16 protein-coding genes are annotated in these 18,758 nt (G+C 65.7%); 13 read left to right on the top strand and 3 right to left on the bottom strand.

Annotated elements, in window-relative coordinates:
- Positions 1-145: 145 nt before the first annotated feature.
- From ccoN to ACVILH_RS30465, 10 genes are all read left to right on the top strand, one after another.
- A complete protein-coding gene (ccoN, locus tag ACVILH_RS30510) occupies positions 146-1,792 on the top strand; it encodes a cytochrome-c oxidase, cbb3-type subunit I (RefSeq protein ID WP_456716200.1) in 1,647 nt (548 codons plus the stop codon).
- A gap of 11 nt (positions 1,793-1,803) precedes the next feature.
- Positions 1,804-2,538: a cytochrome-c oxidase, cbb3-type subunit II gene (ccoO, locus tag ACVILH_RS30505; protein ID WP_456716199.1), complete on the top strand. Its 735-nt coding sequence runs from the start codon at positions 1,804-1,806 to the stop codon at positions 2,536-2,538.
- An 18-nt stretch (positions 2,539-2,556) separates the two neighbouring features.
- Positions 2,557-2,721, top strand: coding sequence for a cbb3-type cytochrome oxidase subunit 3 (locus ACVILH_RS30500; protein ID WP_257168952.1), 165 nt, complete (start codon positions 2,557-2,559; stop codon positions 2,719-2,721).
- Positions 2,722-2,727: 6 nt separating this feature from the next.
- Positions 2,728-3,600, top strand: coding sequence for a cytochrome-c oxidase, cbb3-type subunit III (ccoP, locus tag ACVILH_RS30495; protein WP_456716198.1), 873 nt, complete (start codon positions 2,728-2,730; stop codon positions 3,598-3,600).
- Positions 3,601-3,711: 111 nt separating this feature from the next.
- Positions 3,712-5,193 (top strand): cytochrome c oxidase accessory protein CcoG, encoded by a 1,482-nt coding sequence (gene ccoG / locus ACVILH_RS30490; RefSeq protein ID WP_456716197.1) that lies wholly within the window; start codon positions 3,712-3,714, stop codon positions 5,191-5,193.
- A gap of 17 nt (positions 5,194-5,210) precedes the next feature.
- Positions 5,211-5,711 (top strand): FixH family protein, encoded by a 501-nt coding sequence (locus tag ACVILH_RS30485; RefSeq protein ID WP_456716196.1) that lies wholly within the window; start codon positions 5,211-5,213, stop codon positions 5,709-5,711.
- A gap of 14 nt (positions 5,712-5,725) precedes the next feature.
- On the top strand, positions 5,726-7,927 hold the full coding sequence (locus tag ACVILH_RS30480; RefSeq protein ID WP_456716195.1) for a cation-translocating P-type ATPase: 2,202 nt from the start codon (positions 5,726-5,728) through the stop codon (positions 7,925-7,927).
- Positions 7,918-8,103, top strand: a complete 186-nt coding sequence (ccoS, locus tag ACVILH_RS30475; protein WP_257168957.1) for a cbb3-type cytochrome oxidase assembly protein CcoS — start codon at positions 7,918-7,920, stop codon at positions 8,101-8,103. Before ACVILH_RS30480 ends, ccoS begins: the two co-directional genes overlap by 10 nt.
- Before the next feature lie 111 nt (positions 8,104-8,214).
- Positions 8,215-9,369, top strand: coding sequence for a DUF3734 domain-containing protein (locus tag ACVILH_RS30470; RefSeq protein WP_456716194.1), 1,155 nt, complete (start codon positions 8,215-8,217; stop codon positions 9,367-9,369).
- Positions 9,370-9,565: 196 nt separating this feature from the next.
- On the top strand, positions 9,566-11,689 hold the full coding sequence (locus tag ACVILH_RS30465; protein WP_456716193.1) for a methyl-accepting chemotaxis protein: 2,124 nt from the start codon (positions 9,566-9,568) through the stop codon (positions 11,687-11,689).
- Positions 11,690-11,782: 93 nt separating this feature from the next.
- On the opposite strand, the gene glgA is transcribed toward ACVILH_RS30465, so the two are convergent.
- Positions 11,783-13,198: a glycogen synthase GlgA gene (gene glgA / locus ACVILH_RS30460; protein WP_456716192.1), complete on the bottom strand. Its 1,416-nt coding sequence runs from the start codon at positions 13,196-13,198 to the stop codon at positions 11,783-11,785.
- Positions 13,199-13,491: 293 nt separating this feature from the next.
- On the opposite strand from glgA, the gene ACVILH_RS30455 reads away from it, so the two are divergent.
- The 3 genes from ACVILH_RS30455 to ACVILH_RS30445 all read left to right on the top strand — a co-directional run bounded on the left by ACVILH_RS30455 (position 13,492) and on the right by ACVILH_RS30445 (position 17,121).
- Positions 13,492-14,604 (top strand): CaiB/BaiF CoA transferase family protein, encoded by a 1,113-nt coding sequence (locus ACVILH_RS30455; protein ID WP_456716191.1) that lies wholly within the window; start codon positions 13,492-13,494, stop codon positions 14,602-14,604.
- Between the two features lie 239 nt (positions 14,605-14,843).
- Complete coding sequence (locus ACVILH_RS30450; RefSeq protein WP_456716190.1) at positions 14,844-15,911, top strand: alcohol dehydrogenase; 1,068 nt, start codon at positions 14,844-14,846, stop codon at positions 15,909-15,911.
- 130 nt (positions 15,912-16,041) lie between these two features.
- Positions 16,042-17,121, top strand: a complete 1,080-nt coding sequence (locus ACVILH_RS30445) for an isocitrate/isopropylmalate dehydrogenase family protein (RefSeq protein ID WP_456716189.1) — start codon at positions 16,042-16,044, stop codon at positions 17,119-17,121.
- Positions 17,122-17,211: 90 nt separating this feature from the next.
- Here the strand turns inward: ACVILH_RS30445 and ACVILH_RS30440 are convergent, their stop codons facing one another.
- Together ACVILH_RS30440 and ACVILH_RS30435 are read right to left on the bottom strand one after the other, a co-directional pair.
- Positions 17,212-18,027 (bottom strand): enoyl-CoA hydratase, encoded by an 816-nt coding sequence (locus ACVILH_RS30440; RefSeq protein ID WP_456716188.1) that lies wholly within the window; start codon positions 18,025-18,027, stop codon positions 17,212-17,214.
- 332 nt (positions 18,028-18,359) lie between these two features.
- A complete protein-coding gene (locus ACVILH_RS30435; protein ID WP_006611929.1) occupies positions 18,360-18,755 on the bottom strand; it encodes a helix-turn-helix domain-containing protein in 396 nt (131 codons plus the stop codon).
- Between the last annotated feature and the right edge of the window lie 3 nt (positions 18,756-18,758).

The following is an 18,758-nucleotide window of genomic DNA, read 5'->3' as shown; positions in this document are numbered from 1 at the left end:
CGATGTGCTTGGGTGCTTCGCGCCGCGCTGATTTCCGCAACATCCCGGCTGTTTACCGGCGAACCGGTCGCAAGGTTGATTTCGATCAATTCCACGTGTGACCGATTATGGTTGCTGGTCTCGTGTTCTTTCAGCGAGATTCCGCATGAGCGCGTCCTCATCAACAAAATCCATGACCATCGGCGAGAGTGGGCTATCGCTCATTTTCGCCGTCACCGCCTTCTTGTGCGTCTTCGCTGCGGCGAAGGCACTGGATACGGCCTTCGCGTTTCACGCCTCGCTCGCGGCTGCCGCCAGCGCGGCGTCCGTCTTCTTCATCCTCAACCGCTACTTCGAGCGCGGCGAGCTGCCGCCGCAGGAGATCAACGGCCGGCCGAACTACAATCTCGGGCCGATCAAGTTCTCCTCGTTCATGGCCATGTTCTGGGGCATCGCCGGCTTCGCCGTCGGCCTCATCATCGCCTCGCAGCTCGCCTGGCCGGCGCTGAACTTCGATCTGCCCTGGACCAGCTTCGGCCGCCTGCGGCCGCTGCACACCTCGGCGGTGATCTTCGCGTTCGGCGGCAACGTGCTGCTGGCGACCTCGTTCTATGTCGTGCAGCGCACCTGCCGCGTCCGCCTCGCCGGTGACCTCGCGCCGTGGTTCGTGGTGGTCGGCTACAACTTCTTCATCCTCATCGCGGGCACGGGCTATCTGCTCGGCGTCACCGAGGGCAAGGAGTACGCCGAGCCGGAGTGGTACTCCGATCTGTGGCTGACGATCGTCTGGGTGGTCTATCTGCTGGTCTTCCTGACCACGATCATCAAGCGCAAGGAGCCGCACATCTTCGTGGCGAACTGGTTCTACCTGGCCTTCATCGTCACGATCGCCGTGCTGCATCTCGGCAACAACCCGGCGCTTCCGGTGTCGTTCTTCGGCTCGAAGTCTTACATCGCCTGGGGCGGCGTGCAGGATGCGATGTTCCAGTGGTGGTACGGCCACAACGCGGTCGGCTTCTTCCTGACCGCCGGCTTCCTCGCCATCATGTACTACTTCATCCCGAAGCGGGCGGAGCGTCCGGTCTATTCCTACCGGCTGTCGATCATCCACTTCTGGGCGCTGATCTTCCTCTACATCTGGGCCGGCCCGCACCATCTGCACTATACGGCGCTGCCGGACTGGACGCAGACGCTCGGCATGACCTTCTCGATCATGCTGTGGATGCCCTCCTGGGGCGGCATGATCAACGGCCTGATGACCCTGTCGGGTGCGTGGGACAAGCTGCGGACTGACCCGGTGCTGCGCATGCTGGTCGTCTCGGTCGCCTTCTACGGCATGTCGACCTTCGAAGGTCCGATGATGTCGATCAAGGTGGTCAACTCGCTCAGCCACTACACCGACTGGACCATCGGTCACGTGCATTCCGGTGCGCTCGGCTGGGTCGGCTTCGTGTCCTTCGGCGCGCTGTACTGCCTCGTGCCGTGGATCTGGAACCGCAAGGGTCTCTACAGCCTCAAGCTCGTGAACTGGCACTTCTGGACGGCCACGCTCGGCATCGTGCTCTACATCTCCGCGATGTGGGTCTCGGGCATCCTGCAGGGTCTGATGTGGCGGTCCTACACGGCGCTCGGCTTCCTCGAATACTCCTTCATCGAGACCGTCGAGGCGATGCATCCCTTCTACATCATCCGTGCCGCCGGTGGCGCGCTGTTCCTGATCGGCTCACTCATCATGGCCTACAATCTCTGGATGACGGTCCGTGTCGGTGAGGAAGAGGTTCAGTCCCCCGTCGCCCTTCAGCCGGCGGAGTGAGGTATCCAACTATGTCATTTTGGCAACGACACCAAGTCTTCGAGAAGAACTCGATCATCCTGATCATCGGCATCCTGCTGGTGATCGCGATCGGCGGCCTCGTCGAGATCACTCCGCTCTTCTACCTGAAGAGCACGATCGAGGCGGTCGACGGCATCAGGCCCTACACGCCGCTCGAGCTGGCCGGCCGCAACATCTATGTCCGCGAGGGCTGCTATCTCTGCCACTCGCAGATGATCCGCCCGCTGCGTGACGAAGTGGAGCGCTATGGCCACTTCTCGCTCGCCGCGGAGAGCATGTACGACCACCCGTTCCAATGGGGCTCCAAGCGCACGGGTCCGGACCTCGCCCGCGTCGGCAACAAATACTCCGACGACTGGCATGTCACCCATCTGACCAACCCGCGCGCCATCGTTCCGCAGTCGATCATGCCCGGCTATCCCTTCCTGAAGGAGACCGAGCTGAACGCCGACAACGTCGCCGATCATCTGAAGACGTTGCGGGCCGTGGGCGTGCCCTACACCGACGACCAGATCGCCAACGCTGCCGCCGATTTGAAGGCGCAGGTCGATCCGGACGGTCCCGGCGCGGAGGCGCTCACCAAGCGCTATCCGAAGGCCGTGGTGCGCAACTTCGACGGCAAGGCGGGTGCGCCGACGGAAATGGATGCGCTGGTCGCGTATCTGCAGATGCTCGGCACGCTGGTCGACTTCAAGATCTACAATGAAAAAGCCAATCTGCGCTGAGATCGGGAGCCTGACATCATGAAGCCCATCCTTGCAGTCGAGAACATCGCGTCCTCACTCGTGACGACGCTGTGGACCCCGATCTTCTTCGCGATCTTCATCGCGATCGTGACCTATGCCCTCTGGCCTCGCAACAAGGCCGCTTTCGACGAGGCGGCGAGCATGCCGTTGCGGGAGGAGTAATTCAACATGGCTGACCACAACGAAGTCGACAGCGTCTCCGGCACCGCCACCACGGGCCATGCCTGGGACGGCATCAAGGAGCTCAACACCCCGCTGCCGCGGTGGTGGGTGATCACCTTCTACATCACCATCGTCTGGGCGATCGGCTACTGGATCGTGTATCCGGCCTGGCCGACCATCACCAGCAACACGACGGGCCTGTTCGGCTACTCGTCCCGCGCGGACGTGGCGGTCGAGCTCGCCAATCTCGAGAAGATCCGCGGCGCCAAGATGGCGGCGCTCGCGACCGCCTCGCTCGCCGACATCGAAAAGGATCCGGCGATGCTGGCCCTGGCGCGTGCCAAGGGCAAGACCGTGTTCGGCGACAATTGCGCCGCCTGCCACGGCACGGGTGCGGCCGGCGCCAAGGGTTTTCCGAACCTGAACGACGACGACTGGCTGTGGGGCGGCTCGCTGGAGCAGATCCAGCAGACCCTGCTGTATGGCGTGCGCTCGGGTCACCCGAAGACGCGTGAAGGCCAGATGCTCGCCTTCGGCAAGGACGGTGTCCTGAAGCCGGCGGAGATCGTCACGGTCGCCAACTACGTCCGCGAATTGGCCGGCCTGCCCACGCGGCAAGGCTATGACGCCAAGGCCGGCGCCAAGATCTTCGCCGAGAATTGCGCGGCGTGCCATGGCGACAACGCCAAGGGCAATCCGGAGGTCGGCGCGCCGAATCTCACGGACAAGATCTGGCTGTACGGCTCGGACGAGCCCACTCTGATCGAGACCATCACCAATGGCCGCGCCGGCGTCATGCCGGCCTGGGAGGGCCGTCTCGACCCGACCACGATCAAGGCGATGGCGGTCTATGTCCACTCGCTGGGCGGGGGAAAGTAACGGAAATCCAACGGAACTTTCCTTCCAATTGAGCTGGATCAACTGAGCGGCCGGAGGTGGGCATACCTTCGGCCGCAACTGCGAGAAGACCCCAGCCATGACGCGCCTGCCATGAACCAGACGGTAAAACCCGACGACCTGAAGCCTCAAGAGGCGCAGCCGGTGGACGATTACGGTCCACTGTACGCGCCCACCAAGAAGGTCTATCCGCAGAGCGTCTCGGGCACCTTCCGCCGCATCAAATGGGGCCTGATGGGCTTCTGCCTCGGCGTCTATTACTTCCTGCCGTTCGTGCGCTGGAATCGCGGCCTCGGCGCGCCGGACCAGGCGGTGCTGATCGACTTCCCCAACCATCGCTTCTATTTCTTCTTCATCGAGCTGTGGCCGCAGGAGGTGTATTATTTCACCGGCCTGCTGATCATCGCCGCGATCGCGCTGTTCCTGATGAACGCGATCGGCGGCCGCATCTGGTGCGGCTATCTCTGCCCGCAGACGGTCTGGACCGACTTGTTCTATGCCGTGGAGCGCCTGATCGAGGGCGACCGGCGCGAGCGGATGAAGAAGGACGCCTCCAGCGACCCGATGAAGCTGGAGCGCATCTCGGAGCTCGTCCTCAAGCATTCGATCTGGCTGATGATCGCCTGGTGGACCGGCGGCGCCTGGGTGCTGTATTTCAGCGACGCGCCGACGCTGGTCAAAGATCTCGTCACCTTCCAGGGCCCGCCGCTGGCCTATATTTGGATCGCGATCCTGACGGCCACGACCTACACGCTCGCCGGCTTCATGCGCGAGCAGGTCTGCGTCTACATGTGCCCCTGGCCGCGCATCCAGGCGGCGCTGACCGACGAGTGGGCGCTCAACGTCACCTATCGCTATGACCGCGGCGAGAACCGCATGTCGGTGAAGAAGGCCGCCGAGCTGCGCGCGCTGGGTCAGCCGGCCGGCGACTGCATCGACTGCAAGCAATGCGTGGCGGTGTGCCCGACCGGCATCGACATCCGCGACGGCTCGCAGATGGACTGCATCCAGTGCGGCCTGTGCATCGACGCCTGCGACACCGTCATGACCAAGATCGGCCGACCGACGCGGCTGATCGGCTATGACAACGACATCAACATCCACCGCCGCCAGGAAGGCAAGGCGCCGATCTACAAGCTGGTGCGCGCGCGCACCGTCACCTATGCCGCGATCATCGCGGTGGTCGGCGGCGCGATGGTCTACAAGCTCGCGACCCGCTCGCTGCTCGACGTCAACGTGCTGCACGACCGCAACCCGATCGCGATCAAGCTGTCCGACGGTTCGATCCGCAACGCCTATACGGTGCGCGTGCTCAATAAGCACGGCTTCGACCGCGTCATCGCCATCGACATCGAGGGGCCTGTCAACGCGACCGTCCATGTCGTCGGCGCCGACTCGGTGACGCCGGACCGTCCGATGATCGTGGTCGGCCGCGACCAGACCGAGGAGCTGCGGCTCCTGGTCACCGCTCCGGAGGAGAGCAATCCGGAGAAGTCGATCCCGGTGAAGTTCCACATCACCGATATCGGCCTCGGCGTCGTCGCCTCCGCCACCGACAATTTCGTCAGCCCTTGAAGCTTAGGAGCCCGTCCATGGCCAGCCGTTCCCAACCGTCCTTCCAGCTGACCGGACGCATGGTGCTCGCGATGCTGATCGGCTTCTTCGGGCTCGTGATCGGCGTCAACGTCTACATGATGAAGATGGCGATCTCGACCTTGCCCGGCACCGATGTCGACAGCGCCTACACCGCGAGCCTTGGCTACGAGAAGGAGATTGCGGCGGCGCGTGACCAGGAGGCGCGGCGCTGGAAGGTCGAGGCGCATGTCGAGCGGAGCGCTGCTGGCGCGGCCGTCGTGCAGGTCAATGCGCGCGATGCGAGCGGCAATCCGGTCTCCGGCCTGACCTTCCAGGGCCGGCTCGAGCGTCCCGCCGACAAGCGCGCCGATCAGCAGGTCGATCTCGCCGAGGTCGGCATCGGCGTCTATCGCGGCACGGCGGAGGCGATCGCGCCCGGGCAGTGGGATCTCGTGCTCGAAGGTGATTCCAGCGGCCGGCGCATGTTCTTGTCGAAGAACCGCGTGCTGCTGAACTGAAGGATTTCTCGATCATGCACGTGACGCGTGACTTCTCCCACTACGTCAAGGATCTCGGCGCCGGCCTGAAGCACATCGACCTCGCGGTCGAGGGCGTGAGCTGCGCCGGTTGCATGGCCAAGATCGAGCGCGGCCTCTCCGCATTGCCGGACGTGACCCTGGCGCGCGTCAATCTCACCGACCGCCGCGTTGCGCTGGAATGGAAGCAGGGCACGCTCGATCCCGCCAAGTTCATCGATCGCCTCGCCGAGCTCGGCTACAAGGCCTATCCGTTCGAGAAGGCGAGCGCCGAGGCCACCGAGGCCGAGGAATCGCGCTTCCTGCTGCGCTGCCTCGGCGTCGCGGCGTTCGCGACCATGAACGTGATGATGCTGTCGATCCCGGTCTGGTCCGGCAATGTCAGCGACATGCTGCCGGAGCAGCGCGACTTCTTTCACTGGCTGTCGGCTGTCATCGCGCTGCCAGCGGCAGCCTATGCCGGCCAGCCGTTCTTCCGCTCGGCGTGGCGCGCCTTGAAGACCGGTAACGTCAACATGGACGTGCCGATCTGCATCGGCGTGATCCTGGCGTTGGGCATGTCCATCGTCGAGACCTTCCATCACGCCGAGCACGCCTATTTCGACGCCGCGATCATGCTGCTGACCTTCCTGCTGGTCGGCCGCTATCTCGACCAGAACATGCGGCGGCGGACGCGCGCGGTGGCCGGCAATCTCGCCGCGCTGAAGGCGGAGACCGCGACCAAGTTCATCGGTCCTGACGAGATCTCCGAGGTGCCGGTCGCCGCCGTTCGCGCCGGCGATCTCGTGCTGCTGCGGCCCGGCGAGCGCTGCGCCGTCGACGGCGTGGTGGTCGAGGGCCGCTCCGAGATCGACCAGAGCCTGATCACCGGCGAGACGCTGTATGTGCCGGCCGAGCAGGGCACCGCGGTCTATGCCGGCTCGCTCAACATCTCCGGTACTCTGCGCGTCCGTGTCTCCGCCGCTGCGGAAGGCACCTTGCTCGCCGAGATCACGCGCCTGCTCGACACCGCGCTGCAGGCCCGCTCGCGCTACATGCGGCTCGCCGACCGCGCCTCGCGGCTGTATGCGCCCGTGGTGCATGCGACCGCGGCGCTGACCGTGCTCGGCTGGGCGCTTGCGGGGGCGAGCTGGCACGATGCCATCGTCACCGGCATCGCCGTGCTGATCATCACCTGTCCTTGCGCGCTCGGCCTCGCGATTCCGACGGTGCAGACGGTGGCCTCCGGCGCGATGTTCAAGTCCGGCGTGCTGCTCAATGCCGGCGATGCCATCGAACGCTTGGCGGAAGCCGATCACGTTATCTTCGACAAGACCGGCACGCTGACCTTGCCTGAGCTCGAAGTGGTCAACGCCGCCGACATTCCAGCCGACATCTTCTCCGTGGCCGGCCAGCTCGCATTGTCGAGCCATCACCCGGTCGCGGCGGCGGTCGCCCAGGCGGCCAAATCGCGGTCGCCTTTGATGGGCGCCGTCGAGGAGCCGGGGCAGGGCGTCCGTGCCGTCGTCGACGGCGTCGAGATCCGGCTGGGACGTCCGGCTTTCTGCGGGGCTGAGCAGCTCGCCGCCCAGAATGCCGGGCTGGATCCCGAAGCCTCCGTGGTCGCCTTCAGCCGTGGCGATCAGAAATATCTGTTCTCGGTCCGCCAGGGCCTGCGTCCCGATGCGGCGAAGATCGTTGCCGGCCTGCAGCGCCGTGGCATCAACGTCGAGATCCTCTCCGGCGATCGCGAGGCCGCCGTGGCCGCTGCGGCCAAGGCGCTGGGTATCGCCGAATGGCGCGCCGGCGTGACGCCGGCCGACAAGATCGCCCGCGTCGAGGAGCTCAAGCGCGCCGGCGTCAAGGTCATGATGGTCGGCGACGGCATGAACGACGCGCCGTCGCTCGCCGCTGCCCACGTCTCGATGTCGCCGATCTCGGCCGCGCATCTCAGCCAGGCCACCGCCGATCTCGTCTTCCTCGGCCGCCCCTTGGCGCCGGTGCTCGCGGCGATCGACTACGCCCGCAAGGCGCTGCACCTGATGCGGCAGAATCTGTGGCTCGCGGTGCTCTACAACGTCCTCGCCGTACCGCTCGCCATCAGCGGCGTCGTCACCCCACTGATCGCGGCGGCCGCGATGTCGGGCTCGTCGCTCCTGGTGATGCTGAATGCGTTGCGCGCCCGCAAGGTTCGCGAGGAGGCTGCGTCATGGAAGTGATGATCATCCTGGTGCCGCTGGCGCTGGCCCTCGGCCTGGCAGGCCTGGTCGGCTTCCTCTGGTCGCTGAAGAGTGGTCAGTACGAGGATCTCGAAGGCGCCGCCTGGCGCGCCATTGCCGATGATGATGAGCCGGCCGCGCCGGCTCAGCCGGAGGCTGCGCCCTCGCGGCCCTGACCCCCATACCATCCGCGCGAGCGCTGAGACTGTCGCATCGACGGCCCCTGTCGTAACAAGGACGCGGGCCTTGCGAACAGGCCAAGAGCTCACGCGGATGAAGAGGCAGACATGGCCGAGGGCGCCGATACCACGCGCGCGGTGATCGATCGCAGCACGCTTCCCGGACAGGTGGTCCTGGTGCTGCAAGGCGGCGGCGCGCTCGGCGCCTACCAGGCTGGCGTCTACCAGGCCCTCAGCGAGGCGGGCGTCGAGCCGGACTGGGTGATCGGGACCTCGATCGGCGCCATCAATGCGGCCCTGATCGCCGGCAACCCGGTGCATGAGCGCACGGCGCGGCTGCGGGAATTCTGGATGCGGATGCACGCGCGTCCGATCTGGACTCTCCGAACCGCCTCTCCGGAATTTGACGACAGGCTATCCTATTGGGCGACCTTGATGCACGGCATCAGCGGCTTCTTCACGCCCAACGCGCTGGCCCATGCCGGCGATATGTTTCCGCTCGGGCCCGAGCAGGCCGGCTACTACGCGACCGCACCGCTGCGCGAGACGCTGCGGGAGCTGGTCGATTTCGATCTCCTCAACAGCGGCAGCCCCCGCGTGACGGTCGGAGCCGCGCATGTCCGCACCAGCCGCATGCACTATTTCGACAGCCGCGATGGTGCGCTCGATGCCCGCCACATCCTGGCCTCGGGTGCGCTGCCTCCGGCCTTTCCGGCTGTTCGGATCGATGGCGAGCTGTATTGGGACGGCGGCATCCTCTCGAACACGCCGACCGAGGTCGTGTTCGACGACAATCCGCGCCGAGACTCGCTGATCTTCGCGGTCAATCTGTGGAATCCGGAAGGGGCCGAGCCCGCGACCATGGCGGAGGTGTTCAACCGCCATAAGGACGTCCAATATGCGAGCCGCATGGGCAGCCAGATCGCCCGCCAGGAGCAGATTCACCGGCTCCGCCACATCATCAAGGAACTGGCTGCGCGGCTGCCGGAGCAGGCCCGCAACGATCCGGCGATGCGCGAGCTCGCGAGCTATGGCTGCCAGACGCGGATGCATGTCGTGCAGCTACAGGCGCCACGGCTCGATCGGGAGAGCCACACCAAGGATATCGACTTCAGCGAGCGCGGCATCACCGCGCGCTGGCGCGCCGGTTATCAGCAGACCCGATCTGTGCTGGAGCGGATGCCCTGGACGGGTGAGTTCGATCCGCTGGCTGGCGTGGTGCTGCACGACCCCCAAGTTGTGACCGCAGCCGCTGCCGAATGACGGTTGAACCGCATCAGGCAAGCCCGAGCCTTTATTGAACTGATCCGCATCCCGATACCAGCGAGCAAGATGTAGTTTAAGGGATTAGTCGCCATTCGTTCTTAATCATTGTGGCGCGGCAGCGGTGTCGCGGTGCGTAGTTGCGGCCACATCAGGAGTCGCAGCGCGGCAGAACATGATCGATTGGGAATGACCGATGTCTGACCTTGCGACGATGCAGAGCGATCCTCTTCACCGGGAGGCTGGGGCGGTCAGTCTCAAATGGAAGATCCTGGCCGGAAATCTGCTCACCGGCTTTTTTGCCATGGCCTTTGCCTGCGTGCTCGCGTGGAGCAGCTGGGGCGATCTGGGCAAGCGTGAGCAGGCGGCGCGGGTTCTCGATGCGTTCGAGCTGGTGATGAAGGTGAACGCCCAGATCCCGCTCGAACGAAACGTGTGGAATGTGCTGGCTGCTCCGGCGCCCCTTTCGACTGAAGATGCCGCCAAGCTGGATCAGTCGGTTGCGAGCACCGACGAGATGCTCGGCCGGGCCAAATCGTCCACCAAGGCGGCCGGATTATCGACGAAGAACATCGAGGCGGCCGAGCAGACTCTGCGCAGTGTTCGCTCTGCGGCGCGTGCCGCCGCGGTGCTGCCTGCAGCGCAGCGGCCGGCCAACATCCAGGTGACCACGATCGACGGCCTCGGGCGTGCCGGCGAGTCGCTGACCGCAGCCATCGATGAGGCCGCGATCGAGCTCGTGCGCACCGGCGGCGATGTCGAAAACCTGTTGCCGTCGGCGCAGCTGGCGCAGCTCTCGCAGTCGATGCGCACGGTGAACGGCGCCCGGTCCGCGGTGCTGCGCTTCTTCATTCAAAACATCGGCTGGACGCCGGTCCGGCTCTCCGAGGTGACCGAGACCAGCGGCCAGGTCACGCTGCTGTGGCAGCAGATCGAGCTGGCCGCGCGCAGCATTCGTGATACGCCGGAGGTCTCGGCCGCGCTCGAGCATGTCCGCTCGACCTTGATGGGCGACGGCGAGCGCCGCTACCGGCAGATCGTCGCGGCTGCGCGTGACGGCCAGCCGTCCCCGATCAGCGTGGACGAGTGGGGGCGCTGGACCTCGCCGATGCTGAACAACGTGAACGTGCTGCGCGATGCGGCGCTGAAGTCGGCGCATCAGTCGATCGATCGGGCCATCGGTGCTGCGCAGCTGCGTCTGTTCATCGCGCTCGGCGTGCTGCTGCTGGTTGCGCTCGTGTCGATCGCGGTGGTCATCGGCGTCGTCCGCGGCGTCATCGGCCCGCTGGTCGGCCTGACCGGCGTGACCCTGCGTCTCGCCAATGGCGAGCTCAGCGCCGACATTCCGAACGATACCCGCAAGGACGAGATCGGCGCCATGGCGCGCGCGCTCAAGATCTTCAAGGATGCCCTCATCGCCAAGAAGGAATCCGACGAGGCGGCGCAGCGCGACGCGCAGGCGCAGATCGATCGCGCCCGCCGGCTCGATACGCTGACCCGCAATTTCGAGGCGACGATCGCCGACATCGTCAACACGGTGTCCTCGGCGGCCTCTGGCCTCGAGACCTCGGCGGATACGCTGACCGGAACGGCGAACCGCTCGAAGGAGCTGAGCACGGTCGTGGCGGCGGCGTCGGAGGAGGCCTCTGCCAACGTCCAGTCGGTGGCCTCCGCCACCGAGGAGCTGTCCTCCTCGGTCACCGAGATCAGCCGTCAGGTGCAGACCTCGGCCCGCATGGCGGGCGATGCCGTGCAGCAGGTGCGCCAGACCAACAGCCGGGTCGCCGAGCTGTCGCAGGCGGCCGCGCGCATCGGCGACGTCGTCGAGCTCATCAACACGATTGCCGGCCAGACCAACCTGCTGGCGCTCAACGCCACCATCGAGGCGGCGCGCGCCGGCGAGGCCGGCCGCGGCTTCGCCGTGGTCGCGACCGAGGTCAAGGCGCTGGCGGAGCAGACCGCCAAGGCCACCGACGAGATCTCGCAGCAGATCTCCGGCGTCCAGGCGGCGACGCAGGAATCGGTCAACGCGATCCAGGCGATCAGCTCCACGATCGAGCGCCTCGCCGAGATCGGCGCCGCGATTGCGGCAGCGGTCGAGGAGCAGGGCGCGGCGACGCAGGAGATCTCCCGCAACGTGCAGCAGGCGGCGCACGGCACTCAGCAGGTCTCCTCCAACATCACCGACGTGCAGCGCGGCGCGGCCCAGACCGGTTCCGCCTCCGCCGAGGTGCTGTCCTCGGCCAAGTCGCTCGCCGGCGATAGCAACCGCCTCAAGCGCGAGGTCGGCAACTTCCTCGAAGCGGTGCGCGCGGCGTAATCGGCCGCACGGCCCAGACGAAAAAGCGTCGCAGACGAAAAAGCCCGGGCCAAGGCCCGGGCTTTTTGTTGCTCAGATGACCAAGCGTCGTGATCAGGACGCCAGCATCTTGCGGTACAGCGCGTTGTAGCAGGCGGCCGACAGGTCCCAGCTGAACGAGCGCGCCATCGCCGACAGCCGCATGGCGTTCAACTGCTCGGTGCGCTTGAAGGCGGAGAAGGCGCGCTTGACGCCGCCGAGGAACGACTCCGCCGACGGCTTCTCGAACAGGAACCCGGTCTCGCCGTCGGTGATGGTCTCCGCCAGGCCTCCCGTCTGGTGGCCGATCGGCAGCGAGCCGAAGCGCTGGGCATACATCTGGCTGAGGCCGCATGGCTCGAACCGCGACGGCATCAAAGTGAAGTCGCTGCCGGCGAAGATGCGCCGGGCCTGGGCATCGTTGAAGCCGATGGCCACGCCGATCGCGTCGGGACGGCGGCGATGGGCATCCATCAGCGCGCGCTCGATCGCGGGCTCGCCGGTGCCGGTGACGACGATCTGGCCGCCGGCGCCGACGATCTCGTCGGCCGCCTCCAGCACGAGATCGATGCCCTTCTGATGCACCAGCCGCGCCACGATGCCGAACATCGGGCCGCGCGACACCGCCAGCCCGAACTGCTTGCGGACGTAGTCGGCATTTGCCTTCTTGCCGTTCCAGTCGCCGGCGGCGAAGGGCTGCGCGAGCTGCTGGCAGTAGCGGGGATCCCAGCTCTCGTCGATGCCGTTGAGAATGCCGGTCAGCTCATGCGCATTGGAGCGCTGCCGCAGCAGGCCCTCAAGGCCGCAGCCGAGCTCCGAGGTCGTGATCTCCTTGGCATAGGTCGAGCTGACGGTGGTCAGATGCGACGCATAGACCAGGCCGCCCTTGAGGAACGACAGCTTGTCGTAGAACTCGAGCCCGTCGATGTGGAACGAGGATTCCGGCGCGCCGATCCGGCGCAGCGACTCCCGCGGGAACAGGCCCTGATAGGCAAGATTGTGGATGGTGAGGATCGACGGCACATCGACGCCGCGCCACGCCAGATAGGCCGGCACCAGCGCGGCCTGCCAGTCATTGGCATGCACGAGGTCCGCTGCCCAGCTCGTGTCCAGCGTGCCTGCTGCGAGCTCGGCCGCTGCCGCGGCGAGACGGCCGAATCGGACGTCGTTGTCCGCCCAGTCCTTGCCGTTCTCGTCGCCGTAAGGGTTACCCGGCCGGTCGTACAGCTCGTCGCAGAGCAGGACATAGACCGGCAGGCCGTCGCGCGTCGATGAGCGGCCGAGAGCGCATCCCGGCATCTCTGCCAGCGGCGCGCAGTGGCCGACGATCTCGATGTGAGTGAGTTGCTCGATCACGTCCCGGTAGCCGGGCAGCATGATCCTAACGTCGGTGTGAGAGCGCAGTGCCCGGGGAAGTGCTGCGGAAACCGCAGCCAGTCCGCCCACCCGGACGAAATCGTCCATTTCGGTCGTAACGAACAGAACCCGCAAGAGATGTCCTCGATCAAGCCCCATGTTCGTCCTATGCAAGAAAGGGTCCAAATTCAGCCATCAACAAAAAGCGATGCCGCAGCGCCGCGAAAGGCCAAACGCGCTCGACCTCGATTGGTTCGATCTGGACAAGACGGGCACGGCGTCCGATGGCTTACGCTTCATGAATGCGAGTACGGGCTGGCCTTCTGCCACGTCCGGCACAGAAGAAACGCCGACAAGAGGGAGCTGCACGCGTGAGTCTAGATCGAGAGCATGAGAGCCGTTTGACAGGATGCTTCGAGAGCCTGCGCGTGCTGGACTTTTCGACCACCATCGCCGGCCCGCATTGTGCCCGCATGCTCGCTGATATGGGTGCGGAGGTGATCAAGATCGAGTCAGCCGAAGGTGAAACCATGCGCACCCGGCCGCCAATGCGGCATGGCTGCTCCACCGCTTTCGGTCAGCTCAACGTCGGCAAGAAGAGTGTCGTGCTGGATCTCAAATCGAGCGAAGGCGTCGAGGCCGTGCGTCGGCTGGTCGCATCCGCTGATATCCTTGTCGAGAATTTTCGGCCCGGCGTGATGCAGCGGCTCGGACTCGACTATGCCGCCTTGAGTGCACTCAGCCCGCGGCTGATCTACTGCTCGATCTCAGGCTACGGCCAGACCGGCCCGTCGGCGGAACTTCCAGCCTACGCGCCCGTGATCCACGCCGCCTCCGGCTATGACATGGCGCATCTCGCCTATCAGCCAGGGCGCGACCGGCCGGATTATTGCGGCATCTATCATGCCGACGTGGTCACCGGGACCTACGCCTTCGGCGCCATCGCCTCCGCGCTGTATCAGCGCGAGCGCATCGGCCGCGGCCAGCACATCGACTGCTCGATGCTGGAATCGATGCTGAGCCTGACCTTGAACGAGATCCAATGGTCGCAATTTCCGGTGGTGCAGCCGTCGCGGCCGACCTTCGGCCCGGCGGCGTGCCGCGATGGCTATGTGATGATCGCGATCGCCAGCGAGAAGACGTTCCAGAACCTGATGGGGGTGATCGGCCATCCCGAATGGACCAGTGATGCCCGTTTCGCCAGATATTCCGACCGGCGGGCTAATTGGGGCGCGCTGATGGATGGCGTCGAAGCGTGGTCGGGCCGGCTCAGCGTCGCCGACTGTGTCGCGGCCTTGAACGCCGGCGGTGTGCCGAGCTCGGCCTATCGCAGCGTCGCCGAGGCGCTGGCCGATCCGCAGATCGCGCATCGTGGCGCGCTGGCGGAGGTCGAGGATGACGCCGGCACCTTCAAGGTCGTCAACCTGCCGTTCCGGATGTCGGAGGCGAAGGTCGCAGCCGGATCGCGCTCGGCCCGTCTCGGCGAGCACACTGCTGATGTCCTGCGCGAGGCGGCTGCGATGGCGCCGGACAAAGGCTGACACGCGCTGACGCAAAACGCTGCAGGGCTGCCATGAATGCGCGCCATGCGCGCGGCCTTGCTGCTCCCCACGTTTCCGGCCAATGTTCCTGATATCGCAAGAACAGTCCGGATCCGCCGGACGCGCTCGTGCCGGGAGGAGATGTCGAGGTCGGCTTGCGCCAGCGCAAGCCGTCGTCCGCGTGGCCCGTCACGACGCCGTCCGGTCCCGCCAGCTCACCGGACTACGGGAGTGAAACCATGAAGAGCTTCAAGGTCACCGATTTCAACGCGCCGCTGACCGAAATCGACGAGCCGACGCCGCAGCCCTTCGGCAAGCAGGTGCTGATCAAGGTGAAGGCGGCCGGCGTCTGCCACAGCGACCTGCACATCTGGGAAGGCGGCTATGATCTCGGCCACGGCCGCAAGCCGCTGTCGCTGAAGGATCGCGGCGTGTCGCTGCCGCGGACCATGGGGCATGAGAGCGCCGGCGAGATCGTGGCGTTCGGTCCCGATGTGACGGAGGCGGAGAAGGGCGGCCTGAAGGTCGGCGACGTCGCGCTGGTCTACCCTTGGATCGGCTGCGGCAAATGCGCCACCTGCCTGGCCGGCGACGAGAACATGTGCCTGAAGCCGGCCTCGCTCGGCGTCTATTGCGACGGCGGCTATGCCGACCACATGACGGTGCCGCATCCGCGCCACCTGATCGACCTCAAGGGTCTCGATCCCGTGACCACCGCGCCCTACGCCTGCTCGGGCGTGACCACCTACAGCGCGCTGAAGAAGGTCGAGAAGGACTTTGATACGCCGATCGTGATCTTCGGCGCCGGCGGCCTCGGCCTGATGGCGCTGTCGCTGTTGAAGGCGATGGGCGGCAAGGGCGCCATCGTGGTCGACATCGATGCGCGCAAGCGCGAGGCGGCGCTGGCTGCCGGCGCGCTCGCCGCGGTCGACGGCAAGGCGCCCGACGCGCTGGAGCAGCTCAACAAGGCGGCCGGCGAGCCGATTCGGGTGGTGATCGACCTGGTCGGCAATGCCGCCACCGCCCAGCTCGGCTTCGATTGCCTGACCAAGGGCGGCAAGCTCGTCATCGTCGGCCTGTTCGGCGGCGGCGCGCCCTGGGCGCTGCCGCTCATTCCGATCAAGGCGGTGACGATCCAGGGCAGCTATGTCGGCAATCTCCGCGAGACCAAGGAGCTGCTCGACCTCGTCCGCGCCAAGAACATCGCGCCGATCCCGGTCACCCCGATGCCGCTCGCCAAGGCCAACGACGCCCTGCGCGACCTGCAGAAGGGCCAGCTCGTCGGCCGCGCCGTGCTGACGCCGTAGTGGTAGCTCTCTCCTTTCGTCATTGCGAGGAGCGAAGCGACGAAGCAATCCAGAGTCTCAACCTCGGCCCTGGATTGCTTCGCTTCGCTCGCAATGACGGCGCTAACTCACTACGGACGTGAAGAAAAACATGCCATCCACCAACGCCCTCCACATCGCAGTCCTTCCCGGCGACGGCATCGGGCCGGAGGTCATGGCGCCCGCTCTTGAAGTATTACGTAAGGTCGAGGCCAAGGCCGGCCTGTCGCTCCGCTTTACCGAGGCCCAGGCCGGCGCCAACAACTATCTCGCGACCGGCGTCTCGATTGCCGAGTCGACGATCCGGCTGTGCGAGGACGCCGATGCCATCCTGCTCGGCGCCTGCGGCCTGCCGTCGGTGCGCTATCCCGACAACACCGAGATCGCGCCGCAGATCGAGCTGCGCTTCCATTTCGATCTCTATGCCGGGGTGCGGCCGGCGCGGTTGATCCCGGGCGTGCCGAGCCCGATCGTCGGCGCCGCCGAGCGCGGCATCGACTTCGTCGTCATCCGCGAATCGACCGAGGGCCTGTTCGCCTTGATGGGCAAAGGTGTGGTGACACATGAGGAGGCGCGCGAGACCCTCGTCATCACCCGCAAGACCTCCGAGCGCCTCTTCAACTTCTCCTTCAAGCTCGCCGAGCGGCGCCGCGCGCGTGGCCGCCCGGGTACGTTAGGCTGCGTCGACAAGGCCAATGTGTTCAAGGCCTTCGCCTACTTTCGCAAGATCTTCGACGAGGTCGCGGAGCTTCATCCTGACGTGAGGACGGAGCGGCTCTACATCGATGCCTGCGCGCTGATGCTGGTGAAGCGTCCCTGGCATTTCGACGTGCTGGTCACCGAGAACATGTTCGGCGACATTCTCTCCGATCTCGCCGCCGGCCTCGTCGGCGGCATGGGCATGGCGCCCTCGGCCGACATCGGCGATCGCCATGCCGTCTTCCAGCCCTGCCACGGCACCGCACCTGACATCATGGGGCAGGGCAAGGCCAACCCGACCGCGATGATCCTGTCGGCGGCGATGATGCTCGACTGGCTGGCCGACACACGGGGGATCGAGGGTGCCGCCGAGGCGGCGCAGCGGATCGAGCAGGCGGTCGACAAGGTTTACGCCGCCGGCCTCAAGCCGTTCGAGTTCGGCGGCCGCGCCGGCACGATCGACGTGACCAAGGCGGTGCTGGAGGCGCTCTAGAGCATGATCCGGAAAAGTGGAAACCGGTTTTCCGAAAAGATCATGCTCAAACAAACAGGTTAGATCATGATGCGTTTCCGTCGAAACGCATCATGATCTAGCGTCCCTTGAAGGCCGGCTTGCGCTTCTCCATGAAGGCGCGCCGGCCTTCGCGAAAATCCTCCGAATCCATGCAGGCGTCGCCGATCCGCTTGATCGCCTCCATGTCGCGGCGGCTCTCGTCCTTGAGCACCTGGCGATGGTGATCTTGGCGGCCTGCACCGCCAAGGGCGCATTGCCGGCAATGGTGCGGGCGATCTCGAGCGTCGCGGGCATCAGCTCATCCACCGGCATGGTCCGGTCGACCAAGCCGATCCGCAGCGCCTCCGTGGCGTCGATCCGCTGGCCGGTATACAGCAGCAGCCGTGCCTGCGACGGCCCGACCAGCGACACCAGGTTGCGCAGGCCGTCATAGCCATAGGCGATGCCGAGCTTGGCGGCGGGGATGCCGAACTGGCTGTCATCCGAGGCAAAGCGCATGTCGGCGAGCATGGCGATCTGCAAGCCGCCGCCGAGGCAGAAGCCGCGGATGCAGGCGATCGTCGGCTTGGGGTAGGTCGCGAGCAGGGCGCGCTGGGCGGCGCTGCGCTCGGCATAGGTCTCCGAGGCCGCGGCGTTGTGACGGCTCTGCTCGAACTGGCTGATGTCGGCGCCGGACACGAACGCCTTGCCACCGGCGCCGGTCAGCACCACGACGCGGATCTCGGGATTATCGCGCAAGGCTGTGAGCGCCTCGCCAAGGCCCTGCCACATCTCCAGCGACATCGCATTGCGCTTGTCGGGATTGTTGAAGGTGACGATGCCGACGCGGTCGTCGACGGAGACGAGGATCGTGCCCTCGGCGAAGGCGGCGGACGATTGCGGCATGGCGGGGGAATCCGGGACGACAGGGCTTTCAGCCCATGCTTCACCGCGCCAGGGGTGTCGTCAACGCAGATCAAGGCATATGAGACGCGCAGGTGACGCGCCGGCACGCCGCCACTTCCTATGACGGCAGATGAGGCTGATAAAGGTGACGAAGCCTCGGACCGCGCAGCCATTGCTGGGCGGACTCGAAAGGCCGGGGCATCGGTCGATCGGCCTAGCAGGCCGACGCCGTGAACTCGCCCGAGCCGGCTGAGCGCCTGGCGCCCCCAAGTTGCGCCCTCGAGCGAAGATGGCCCATATCCATCACGAGCAGGCCTGTCAGACGGCCTCGCTTACTCTTCGTTGGCAGCGATCGATTCCATCAGGGACACCAGCTGACGTTGCACCGTCTGGTCCTTGATCTTGCTGTAGGCACGCAGCAACCGCAGGCTGAAGGCGGAGTCCAGGAACAGGAGGCTCTCGACCTCGCGCGCCTTGTTGTCGCCGTCATAGAAGAACGTCACGGGCACGTCGAGCGCGGTGGCGATCTGCTGAAGACGCGCAGCGCCGACCCGGTTGACACCCTTCTCGTACTTCTGGACCTGCTGGAAGCTGACGCCGAGCTTTTCGCCGAGCTCTGCCTGCGAGATCTTCTGCTCCACACGCCGCAGGCGAATGCGCTTGCCAAGCTCGATGTCGGGCTTGCCGGCGCTGCGTTGCTTCATCTTCTTTGCCGCTGATTTATTCATACT

The organism is Bradyrhizobium sp. USDA 4353 (genome assembly GCF_054063215.1).
The sequence above is the reverse complement of the archived record's forward strand: the minus strand, read 5'-3'. Positions and strand labels throughout refer to the sequence as shown.

What these genes read in the sequence shown, in the direction of transcription:
- ccoN (WP_456716200.1), top strand. Translation starts at nt 146, where the DNA reads ATGAGCGCGTCCTCATCAACAAAATCCATGACCATCGGCGAGAGTGGG.
- ccoO (WP_456716199.1), top strand. Translation starts at nt 1,804, where the DNA reads ATGTCATTTTGGCAACGACACCAAGTCTTCGAGAAGAACTCGATCATC.
- ACVILH_RS30500 (WP_257168952.1), top strand. Translation starts at nt 2,557, where the DNA reads ATGAAGCCCATCCTTGCAGTCGAGAACATCGCGTCCTCACTCGTGACG.
- ccoP (WP_456716198.1), top strand. Translation starts at nt 2,728, where the DNA reads ATGGCTGACCACAACGAAGTCGACAGCGTCTCCGGCACCGCCACCACG.
- ccoG (WP_456716197.1), top strand. Translation starts at nt 3,712, where the DNA reads ATGAACCAGACGGTAAAACCCGACGACCTGAAGCCTCAAGAGGCGCAG.
- ACVILH_RS30485 (WP_456716196.1), top strand. Translation starts at nt 5,211, where the DNA reads ATGGCCAGCCGTTCCCAACCGTCCTTCCAGCTGACCGGACGCATGGTG.
- ACVILH_RS30480 (WP_456716195.1), top strand. Translation starts at nt 5,726, where the DNA reads ATGCACGTGACGCGTGACTTCTCCCACTACGTCAAGGATCTCGGCGCC.
- ccoS (WP_257168957.1), top strand. Translation starts at nt 7,918, where the DNA reads ATGGAAGTGATGATCATCCTGGTGCCGCTGGCGCTGGCCCTCGGCCTG.
- ACVILH_RS30470 (WP_456716194.1), top strand. Translation starts at nt 8,215, where the DNA reads ATGGCCGAGGGCGCCGATACCACGCGCGCGGTGATCGATCGCAGCACG.
- ACVILH_RS30465 (WP_456716193.1), top strand. Translation starts at nt 9,566, where the DNA reads ATGTCTGACCTTGCGACGATGCAGAGCGATCCTCTTCACCGGGAGGCT.
- ACVILH_RS30450 (WP_456716190.1), top strand. Translation starts at nt 14,844, where the DNA reads ATGAAGAGCTTCAAGGTCACCGATTTCAACGCGCCGCTGACCGAAATC.
- ACVILH_RS30445 (WP_456716189.1), top strand. Translation starts at nt 16,042, where the DNA reads ATGCCATCCACCAACGCCCTCCACATCGCAGTCCTTCCCGGCGACGGC.
- ACVILH_RS30440 (WP_456716188.1), bottom strand. Translation starts at nt 18,027, where the DNA reads ATGCCGCAATCGTCCGCCGCCTTCGCCGAGGGCACGATCCTCGTCTCC.
- ACVILH_RS30435 (WP_006611929.1), bottom strand. Translation starts at nt 18,755, where the DNA reads ATGAATAAATCAGCGGCAAAGAAGATGAAGCAACGCAGCGCCGGCAAG.